The 11,513-nt window shown below is 42.4% G+C and carries 3 protein-coding genes and 1 rRNA gene; all 4 read left to right on the top strand.

Annotated features, from left to right (window positions below; all coding sequences use genetic code 11):
- Positions 1–31: 31 nt before the first annotated feature.
- Complete coding sequence (locus CC97_RS16125) at positions 32–3,205, top strand: InlB B-repeat-containing protein (RefSeq protein WP_197021875.1); 3,174 nt, start codon at positions 32–34, stop codon at positions 3,203–3,205.
- Positions 3,183–8,480, top strand: coding sequence for a carbohydrate-binding protein (locus CC97_RS16130; RefSeq protein WP_044976227.1), 5,298 nt, complete (start codon positions 3,183–3,185; stop codon positions 8,478–8,480). The genes CC97_RS16125 and CC97_RS16130 overlap by 23 nt, the downstream gene beginning before the upstream one ends.
- A gap of 220 nt (positions 8,481–8,700) precedes the next feature.
- Complete coding sequence (locus CC97_RS16135) at positions 8,701–9,405, top strand: type III toxin-antitoxin system ToxN/AbiQ family toxin (protein WP_242848186.1); 705 nt, start codon at positions 8,701–8,703, stop codon at positions 9,403–9,405.
- A gap of 523 nt (positions 9,406–9,928) precedes the next feature.
- Positions 9,929–11,437, top strand: a 16S ribosomal RNA gene (locus CC97_RS16140).
- Positions 11,438–11,513 lie beyond the last annotated feature (76 nt).

The raw sequence follows: 11,513 nt of genomic DNA on the forward strand, positions 1-11,513 counted from the left end.
CACAAGTAATGTTAATGTTGACCATGGGACGATGTATTATGCATTAGGTACTGACAGCAATACGGCACCGACAATAGGTTGGTCTGAAACTGTTCCTTCGGGTAAAGATTCAAAAACATATTATGTATGGTATAAGGCTGTGGCTGATATTGGATATGTAGATACTAATCCTGTTTGCTTGCCAGTTACCATTGAAGAAATAAAAAGTCACTATGACAGTAAAGCTTGTGACAGTAAGAATACTTCTCCAAAGCTGACTGCTTCATCTGGAACAAAGGGAAATCCGAATGAAAGTTATCCTAATCTTTTCGATAATAATCAGAGTACCAAATGGGGTGTCAATTTTTATGATTCTGCTGAAGTAGAATTCAGTACGCCGGAAGCTGGTGTACCGGTTGGTTATCACATTAGAACGGCAAATGATAATAGTAGTTATAATGGAAGAAATCCGAAATCATGGATTTTATATGGTAAGAAAGATACATCAGATCAGTGGACTGAGATAGAAAAAGTTGATAATGATACTAAACTTCAGGATGTAGATTTTACGTTGTATGATTATACTATTTCTAACTGTACAACGGCTTATAAGTATTATAAATTTAAAGTGACTTCAACTAAAGGCGCTGACTTCATGCAGATTTCCGAATTCTCTCTTGATGTTAAGGGAGAACATACAGTTCCGGAAGAAACTGAATGGATATGGAATCAAAAGACTGATGGAAACTGGGAAGCAGGTATGAAATTTAAGTGCGGTGCCTGCAATAAAGATGTTACTGTTGAAGCAGATAGTGTAGACGTTGACGGTACATACAAGTATGCTGAAGTGACTGTGAACGGAAAACTTTATCATACTGGTGAAAAAGCCCCTGTTGCTTATATAGGCGAGACATCATTTACAACTCTTCAGAGTGCATTCGAAGCTGCTAATGATGGTGATACTGTTAAGCTTCAGAAAGACGTTAAGGCAAATGCTGTTTATGATAAAGCTGATGCAAATGTAACACTTGATCTTAATGGCTATGGTATAACTGCAAGCAGTGGATCAGTTCTTAATGTTAAGTCCGGAAAACTTACAATCACAGACAGCAATCCGGATGCTGTACACTACTATACAATACCTTCTCCGACTTCTAACGGTGCCGGACTGGCTGTAGTGGATGACTCCATTAAAGAAGGTGCTCAGACTTTCAAGGGCGGCTATATCACCGGAGGCAAAACAGGCGGAATCAAAATCGATGCAGGTGCTTCTGTTACTATGAACGGAGGAACTGTCATCGGCAACGAAGGCGCACATGAATACGGTGGTGTGTATATAGACAAGGGAGCCGAAATGACAATGAACGGCGGCTATGTCATCGGTAATTATGCTTCTGATGGTGGAGCTGGTGTCAACGCACGTGGCATCTTTGTCATGACAGGTGGAACGATTGCTTATAACCATGCTGGTGGATGTGGCGGCGGTATCAGAACGCATGCTCCAGGTGGTGATGTTTCGTATGCGGCAATTTCAGGTGGCAGTATCATCAACAATTATGCATCAGGCAGAGCCGGAGGCGTCGGTGAAGGAAAGGTTGTTCTCCATGGTGCACCGGTGATCAGGGACAATTACAGCGCTAATGGTAAGGATAATGTTTATGTATTAACTGGTCAAAGTGATTACTATATCGTGGTTGATGGTGAAATGACAAACACGACACAGATTGGCGTGAGACTGCCGAATGGAGTCAGTGTATTCGCCAAGAGTGGAACCACGAATTTCAATGACGCAGCAAAGTTCACCAGCGACAATGAGAACTATGGTATTAAGAAGGTTAATGGTGAATTAAAGCTTGCTGAGAAGAAAAACATCACCTTTGAAACCAATGGTGGCTCTCTGGTAGATGTTGCAACAGATGTTCGCCTCCCTGATCCTTTACCTGAAACAACAAAAACAGATTATGTGCTCCTCGGCTGGTATACAGATTCTGAATTTGCAAATGAAGCTAAGGCTGGTGCAGATATCGATGATGACATCACACTCTACGCAAAGTGGAGAGAGGTTGTTCTTTCTGATTTCCTCAAACAGGTTGATGAAACCACATACGAAATCTCGACAGATAAAGAATATGCAGCTTTTGCTGATTATGTAAATAAGAATCATGACTGTGCAGGTCTGACTTTTATTCTGACAAACGATATAAAAACAAATAAAATTGTAGGTACAGCAGAGACCAAATCGTCAGGAACAACGCAGACAAGACCTTTTAGCGGTACATTTGACGGTGCAGGTCATACACTTAATGTTGACATTACTGATAACAGTACTCAGGGGGCAGCGCCTTTCCGCTACATAAAAAATGCGGTTATTAAAAATCTCAGAGTTACAGGTACAGTAAACAGCGATAAGCATCATGCGGCCGGACTCATAGGTTTTACAGGACGTGTGAACCAAAGCGAAAGCAAAGTTCTTATTGAAAACTGTATAGTTTCCACTACGGTAAACGGCGGTCAGTATGCCGGTGGTGTTGTAGGACACACTCTTTCCTCTACAGTTACATATGATGGCTGTGTATTTGATGGTATAATTAACGGAAATAATAATGCTACACTTGGAGCTATTCAAGGCTGGGCAGACAAAAATTCAATAAGTACAGTGAATAATTGCCTCTATATCATACATGAGGGACAGGCAACAAAAAATCTTTCATTTGTAGAAGTTGCTACATTTGGAGGAAAGGCTACAGTAACGGGAAGCTATAAGACAGTAGCTACAAAAGATACAAATGCGTCTCTTTCACATACAATAGAATGTGCAGAGGACATATCACTTGATCTTGGTGAAAGTAAAAAGTCATTTGACTATAAAGGAATCAAGGTCTATGAAAACGCTGTACAGTACAATGGAAAGATCTATGGCGCAGAAGGAAAGACATTTAAGCTTACAGCTAAACCGGAACTTAATCTGGTAAAACTGCTGGTTAATAATGAAGAAGTTAATTTTGATAAAGATAACCTTTCATTTGTGATGCCAAAGGCTAATGCTAAGGTAAGTCCTGAGTACATTACAGTAACTTTTGATACTCCTGACGGCCTGATTTACAGTGGAAAGGAACAGAAACTCCTTACAGTTACAGGTGATCTTGACGCGGGCATTAAGGCATGGTACGCAGTCAGCCCTTCAGGTGAGAAAGCTCCGGAAATTGAAAACAAGAAAAAACCGTGATGCTTACAATCGTATTCAGGCTGAAAAGTATGATGCATATGAAGGAAGTAACGGCGAAAAAACATATGGCCATTATGCACCTGGAGATTATCCTAACTCAACATGGTCTGATGACGGTGTTTTAGGTTGGATCGAAAAAGGCGATACAGCAGTTTATAAAGATGTTGTTTTTGGCGAAGATAAAAAAGAGCAGAATGTTATTATACGTTATTCAAGCGGTGGTTCTGCTACGCAGGTAAGCATCTGGATTGATGGAAAGAATGCTGAATCCGGTGGAACCAAAATCAAAACTCTTACGCTTCCAAACACGACTAAATGGGAAGTACCTAATATAGTAAATGAAACCTTAGATGTAAATGTTACAGGAAAGCATAATGTATATCTTGTTTTTGATGTAACAGGATTAAACGTTGACTACTTTGCATTTACAGGCACAGAGTGGAAAGAAGAACTTCCTTCAGCAGTTGATGCCGGTACATACGAAGTTAAGTGCAAACTTGTTGACGCTGATAACAAGGTAAAGTACTTAGGCACTTTTGAAAATACTATCGCAAAGAAGAACATTGGTATTGTCAAGGCAACTGTAGAAAAGGTCTATGACGGTAAAGCATTTGATGCGAAGGCATTTGATTATTATGTTTCTGATGATACCAAGTGTGATGCTGCAGAATTAGCTGCACTGCTTGATGACGCTAAGACGAAGGCTGCTGTTACTTTTGCAAAATCAGAAGACGGTTCAGAAGGAGACGGCAAGATTGCTGGTACTTATAAAGCTGACATTTCAATAGAAAACCCTAATTATGAAGTGGTTACACTTAAGGAAATGAAGGCAGTTATAAACAAGGCTGATCTTAAGCCTGAAGCACCTTCAGAACGTACTGCAACATATGGTCAGAAGCTCAGTGAGATCGCACTCCCTGAAGCTGAAAACGGAAAATGGTCATGGGATGCAGCAGCAGAAACTACTGTTGGCACAGCCGGATCACACAAATTCACTGCAGTATTTACTCCGAATGATACTAATAATTATGTTAAGGTTTCAAAGGACGTTACAGTTAATGTAGCAAAGGCTGATGGTACTGTCAAGGAAGCACCGTCAGCTGCAGGTATAGTTTACGAAAAGTCACTTGCTGACAGCAAACTTACAGGTGGTACTGTACTGTTCGGCGAGAAACCTGTTAAGGGAACATTCGCATGGAAGGACGGTACGGTTAAGCCTTCAGTTGCAGATGGTGGAAAGACAAAGTATGCTGTAGTATTTACTCCTGAGGATAATAATAACTTCAATACAGCTGCATGCGAGATCACTCTTGCAGTTGCTAAGGCAGAGCCGAAATATGCAATTCCTGAAGGTCTTAAGATTACTTACGGCAAGGCACTTAAGGATGTTACACTTCCGGAAGGCTGGACATGGAATTCTGATGCAGATACAAAGCTTGAAAAACTTGGCGACAATGTATACAAAGCTACATTCACTCCGAAGGATACAGCAAACTATAATACTGTAACCAAGAATCTCACCATATTGGTATACGTTGATAAAACAGCTCTCAAGAAGGCAATCAGTGATACAGAAGCGTATACAAAGAAATTTGATGAAGAATACCATACTCGTATATTCAAGGATCTGAACAAGGCACTTAAGAATGGTAAGAAGGTAGATGAAAGCCTTACAGTTACTCAGGATCAGATTGATACAGCGACAGCAGATCTTGAAGAAGCTCTTGCTTATGCAGAGAAGCTTGTAAATGAGATTAATCATGTACAGGGACTTATCGATGCTATCGGTGAAATTTCTTACACAGATGAGTGCAAGGCAAAAATCGATGCAGCTAGAGAAGCTTATGATGCACTTCTCTTCAATCAGCAGATGCTTGTAAAGAATTATCAGGTGCTTATTGATGCTGAAAGCGAATACGAGAAGCTCGGTATCGAAAAGTACAGGATCTTCAAGGTTTCCGGCCAGGCAGCCACACACACTGAATCAGGTCTGAAGACATACTGGAAGCAGGATGGCTTCAATTACGAGGATGACAAGTGTACAAAGAAGATAGATGATCTTGAAACATGGATCGTTATCCCTGCTGAAGGTCATAACTGGGGCGAATGGGTGACCAAGAACCCAGCTACATGTACAGAATCCGGTCTTGCAGTTAGAACCTGTGAAGATGACGGTGCTACTGAAACCAAGGTTATCCCGGCAACTGGCGAACATAAGTTCGGCGAGTGGAAAGTAAAGAAGGCACCAACATGCACAGAAAACGGAATCGAAGAAAGAGTATGTGCAGAATGCGGCAAGACTGAAACCCGTGAGATCAAGGCTGCTGGCGAACACAAGTATGGCAAACCAGTTTACACATGGTCAGAAGACGGCAAGAGCTGTACAGCAACAGCGGTTTGTGAGACAGATAAGAAGTCTGCAGTAACAGAGACAGCTGAGATCACAAGTGCAGTGAAGACAGCGGCAACATGTGATAAGGCAGGTGTAACAACCTACACAGCGAAGTTCAAGAATGAGCTCTTCAGCGCCCAGACAAAGGACGTAGAAGATATTCCTGCTATTGGACATAAATATAGCGACTGGACAGTTGCTAAGGAAGCAACTTGTGACGAAGATGGCACTGAAATAAGAAAGTGCGAACACTGCGGTAATGAAGAAACTCGCGCAGTTCTGGCAACAGGTCATGAATTAGGTGAATGGAAAGTTACAAAGGCTGCAACATGTGAAGAAAACGGTATCGAAACAAGATACTGTACACATGATGACGGTACACTTGAAACACGCGAGATCAAGGCGAACGGTCATGAGTTTGGCGAATGGACAGTATCAAAGAAGGCTACTTGTGAAGAAGATGGTCTTGAAATAAGAAAGTGTGCACACTGTGGCAAGGAAGAAACAAGGGCTGTTCCGGCTTTAGGACATAAGTTCAGCGACTGGAAAACTGTTGCAAAATTAACAGATGAAACAGACGGTCTTGAAGTGAGAACATGTGAGCACTGCGGCAGAGAAGAAGCACGTGCAACTCTGGCACCTGGTCATGCATTTGGTGAATGGGTTGTAACAGAGGAAGCAACCTGTGAAAAGACTGGTATCGAAACAAGAAATTGTGATCATGATGACGGATCATTCGAAACACGTGAGATCAAGCCATTAGGTCATAAGTACGGTGAATGGACAGTATCTAAGGCAGCAACCTGTGAAGAAGACGGTCTTGAAGTCAGAGTATGCGAACACTGTGGCAAGAAAGAAACAAGAGCTCTTCCGGCAACAGGTCATAAGCTCGGTGAATGGACTGTTTACAGAGAAGCAACCTGCAGTACTGAAGGTATTGAAGTAAGAAAATGTGAACACTGCGATAAGGAAGAGACAAGATCAATTCCAGCAGCAGAACACAAGTTCGGAAACTGGACAGTAACTAAGGAAGCAACCTGTGATACTGATGGTCTTGAAGTTAGTGTATGTGAAATCTGCGGCATAGAGGAAACAAGAGTAGTTCCGGCAACAGGTCATAAGTTCGGTGAATGGACAGTATCAAAGGCAGTAACTGATGAGACTGACGGATATGAGACCAGAAAGTGCGAAGTCTGCGGTAAGGAAGAGATTCGTGCGGTAATGGCACCAGGTCATGAACTCGGCGAATGGAAAGTTACAAAGGAAGCAACCTGTGAAGAAAACGGTATTGAAACAAGATACTGTAATCATGATGACGGAACATTCGAAACACGTGATATTAAGGCTATTGGTCATAAGTTTGGTGACTGGACTGTAACAAAGGCTGCAACATGTGATGAAAACGGAATCGAAAGCAGAATTTGTGAGCACTGCGGTAAGGAAGAAACAAGAGTTCTTCCGGCAGTTGGCCATAAGTACGGCTTACCTGTTTACACATGGTCAGAAGATGGCAAGACTTGCACAGCAACAGTAACCTGTGAAAACGACAAGACACATGTGATTACAGAAAAGGCAACTGTAACTGCTGAAGTCAAGACAGCAGCAACATGCGATAAGACTGGCGTAACAACATACACAGCGAAGTTTGAAAATAAATTATTCAGTACTAAGACCAAGGATGTAACTGATATCCCTGCAACAGGCGAACACAAGTTCAGCGAATGGAAAGTTAAGAAGGCTGCAACATGTACAGAAGCAGGAATCGAAGAAAGATTCTGCACAGAGTGCGGAAAGACTGAAACACGTGAAATTCCTGCACTCGGTCACAAGCTTGGAGCACCTGTATACACATGGTCAGCAGACGGCAAGACATGTACTGCAACAGCAACATGCGAAAACGACAAGACTTACGTAGTAACAGAAACAGCTAAGATCACAAGCGTTGTCGCTGCAGCAGCAACATGTGACAAGGCTGGAGTTACAACATACACAGCATCATTTGAAAACAAGCTGTTCAGCACTCAGACAAAGGACGTTGCTGATATCCCGGCAACAGGCGAACATAAGTTCGGCGGCTGGCATGTAACCATTACAGCAAATGCAGAACATGACGGAACCAAGGAACATAAGTGTGAGGTCTGCGGTCTTACAGAAACAGCTTCTACTTCATATGACTATCATGAAAGTGCAGATGAAGTAACAGATCCTGAAAACAAGCCTGGTGAGATCAGAAATATCACAGAGCCGGAAACCAATGCATGCAGCGGTACTATCGAAGTTACAGATAAGAAGGAGATTCTCGATACATTCCCGCTTACAAACGAAGAATGCGATCAGGTTGAAAACGGAAAGGATATCGGACTCAAACTTGAAGTAACTGATATTTCAGGAAATGAAGGCGTTAAGGAAAAAGCTGATGAAGCCGTTAAGGATACTGTCGGTGAAAACGGTGTTGTAGCAGCTGTTCTTGATGTATCTATCCATAAGTACATCGACGGACAGGATGCTGGCAGAGTAACACAGCTCAATAAGGTACTCAAAGTATACATTGATCTTCCTGCAGGACTTTACAAGGAAGGCAGAACATTCTACGTAGTACGTGAACATGAGGGCAAGTATGAAGCACTTCCGCTGACACTTGTATCTGAAACAAGTGCATACTTCGAATCAGATCAGTATTCACAGTTCTATATTGTTTATACTGAAGCTCATGAACACGAATTCGGCGAATGGAAGACTTCACAGAACGCATCATGGCTGCACAGAGGTTATGAAGAAAGAACCTGCGAATGCGGCGAAAAGGAAACCAGAAGAGTCGAAGAAAGCTGGACGGAATGGCTTATTGGCGCAGTCGGCAGAAGACTCAGAAATCTTTTCCGCTGATAACGGTATTCCAAAAATGCGATGATCAAATGATCATCAGTAGGTAAAATAATAATGAGCGGCAGCTCATTTACAATCAAAACGGCACTTTCAGCCTTAGCTGAAGGTGCCGTTTTCACCATGAAAACTTGACAAAACAGCGTTAAAGAAGTATAATTAAATTAAGCTAAAAAGCTTACGGAAGGCGTCCCACCGCCTATATCCCAAGGGTGGAACATTAATGAAGGTGTCTCGCCACCTGTGTTTTAAGGGCGAAACATTAAAGAAGGCGTCCCACCGCCTATATCCCAAGGGTGGAACATTAAAGTACAAGAAGGGGAGCGTAATGCTCCCTTTTCTTTATGTGAAGGAAACTGGATTTATGGGAATAACATTTAAAGATTTTGGATTTTATTTGATTGATGAAAAGTATCTGAAGTATCTTCATGATATAGATGAAGAAGTCAGGTATGATGAATATAGAAACTATGACAGAAAGCCTTTTCTTGGGATCTTGGTGATGATGGACAGTTATACATATTTTATTCCATTAACGTCAGCGAAAACAAAACATATCAAATGGAAAAACGTCGATAAAACACATTATCTTATATATGAAATAATCGATAAAAAAGATAGAAATCCCAAGGATATTGTGAGAGAGTATTCAGATACCAAGTATCTGAAAATATTATCTGCTCTTGATATAAAGAAGATGGTTCCAGTGCCTGAAGGAGTTTATGAAAAAAAGAACTTTGATCAGGAAACAGATTTGAAGTATAAAAATTTACTTCAGAAAGAGTATAGTTTTTGTCTGAAGATAAAGAAAGGAATAATCGAGAAAGCTGAAAACCTTTATAAACAGCAGAAAGATACTTCTGTAGTTTTTAAGTACTATTGTGATTTTACAAAACTTGAAAAAGCCTGCGATGAGTATGAAAGCTAGGTTTATATCTGCATAAAATAGCTATAAGGTTTCTTCTCACAACGGTGGGCAAAACAAAATCAATGAGCGGCAGCTCATTTACGATCAAAAAGGCACTTTCAGCGCCAGCTGAAGGTGCCGTTTTCACCTTTGAGAAGGTTGTGCCTGCGGCATAACCTAAAAAATCAGTGAAATTGAAAAACACAGTTTTGGTCTTAAAATATACAAAACAAAATCAGTGAAGCGAGAAATTATTAAATATTCACAAACCGAAAAAAGTTTAGAAAAAAGCGTTGACAAGGGCTTTACGGCATGATATAATAATAAAGCTGTCGGACGAGAGTACGAAACAAAAGGAAATCACCCGATACAAAAAGCATCTTGAAAATTGAACAATGCACTAAACAATACCCTTGAAGATTCTTTGAGATTTAATTCTCTTGAATTATTTAAGAAGTCAAGCAGAAGACGAAATAAAATCTGCAGCTAAGTATTCTGAACAGAGTACAGGAAAGATAATAAACCGAAAGGTTATTATAGAACTTTTATAAAGAGTTTGATCCTGGCTCAGGATGAACGCTGGCGGCACGCCTAACACATGCAAGTCGAACGGAGTTTAAGAGAGCTTGCTCTTTTAAACTTAGTGGCGGACGGGTGAGTAACACGTGAGCAACCTGCCTTTCAGAGAGGGATAGCTTCTGGAAACGGATGGTAATACCTCATAACATATTGATACGGCATCGTATTGATATCAAAGATTTATCGCTGAAAGATGGGCTCGCGTCTGATTAGCTGGTTGGTGAGGTAACGGCCCACCAAGGCAACGATCAGTAGCCGGACTGAGAGGTTGAACGGCCACATTGGGACTGAGACACGGCCCAGACTCCTACGGGAGGCAGCAGTGGGGAATATTGCACAATGGGCGCAAGCCTGATGCAGCGATGCCGCGTGAGGGAAGAAGGTTTTCGGATTGTAAACCTCTGTCATCGGGGACGAAAATGACGGTACCCGAGAAGGAAGCTCCGGCTAACTACGTGCCAGCAGCCGCGGTAATACGTAGGGAGCAAGCGTTATCCGGAATTACTGGGTGTAAAGGGAGTGTAGGCGGGACTGCAAGTCAGATGTGAAATATGCCGGCTCAACTGGCAGACTGCATTTGAAACTGTGGTTCTTGAGTGAAGTAGAGGTAAGCGGAATTCCTAGTGTAGCGGTGAAATGCGTAGATATTAGGAGGAACATCAGTGGCGAAGGCGGCTTACTGGGCTTTAACTGACGCTGAGGCTCGAAAGCGTGGGGAGCAAACAGGATTAGATACCCTGGTAGTCCACGCTGTAAACGATGATTACTAGGTGTGGGGGGACTGACCCCTTCCGTGCCGCAGTTAACACAATAAGTAATCCACCTGGGGAGTACGGCCGCAAGGCTGAAACTCAAAGGAATTGACGGGGGCCCGCACAAGCAGTGGAGTATGTGGTTTAATTCGAAGCAACGCGAAGAACCTTACCAGGTCTTGACATCGAGTGAAGATCATAGAGATATGATCGTCTTCGGACACAAAGACAGGTGGTGCATGGTTGTCGTCAGCTCGTGTCGTGAGATGTTGGGTTAAGTCCCGCAACGAGCGCAACCCTTACCATTAGTTGCTACGCAAGAGCACTCTAATGGGACTGCCGTTGACAAAACGGAGGAAGGTGGGGATGACGTCAAATCATCATGCCCCTTATGACCTGGGCTACACACGTACTACAATGGCAATCGAACAGAGGGAAGCAATACAGCGATGTAAAGCAAAACCCGAAAAATTGTCTCAGTTCGGATTGCAGGCTGCAACCCGCCTGCATGAAGTCGGAATTGCTAGTAATCGCAGATCAGCATGCTGCGGTGAATACGTTCCCGGGCCTTGTACACACCGCCCGTCACACCATGGGAGTCGGTAACACCCGAAGCCAGTAGTCCAACCGCAAGGAGGACGCTGTCGAAGGTGGGATTGATGACTGGGGTGAAGTCGTAACAAGGTAGCCGTATCGGAAGGTGCGGCTGGATCACCTCCTTTCTAAGGAGAACCGTTCTTCATGAAGAAGAACAAAATTCCTAAGGTTAGTTCATGGGTAAGACATTGTTCAATTTTG

Source organism: Ruminococcus sp. HUN007 (assembly GCF_000712055.1).
In the GTDB taxonomy this organism is placed as follows: Bacteria; Bacillota; Clostridia; order Oscillospirales; family Ruminococcaceae; genus HUN007.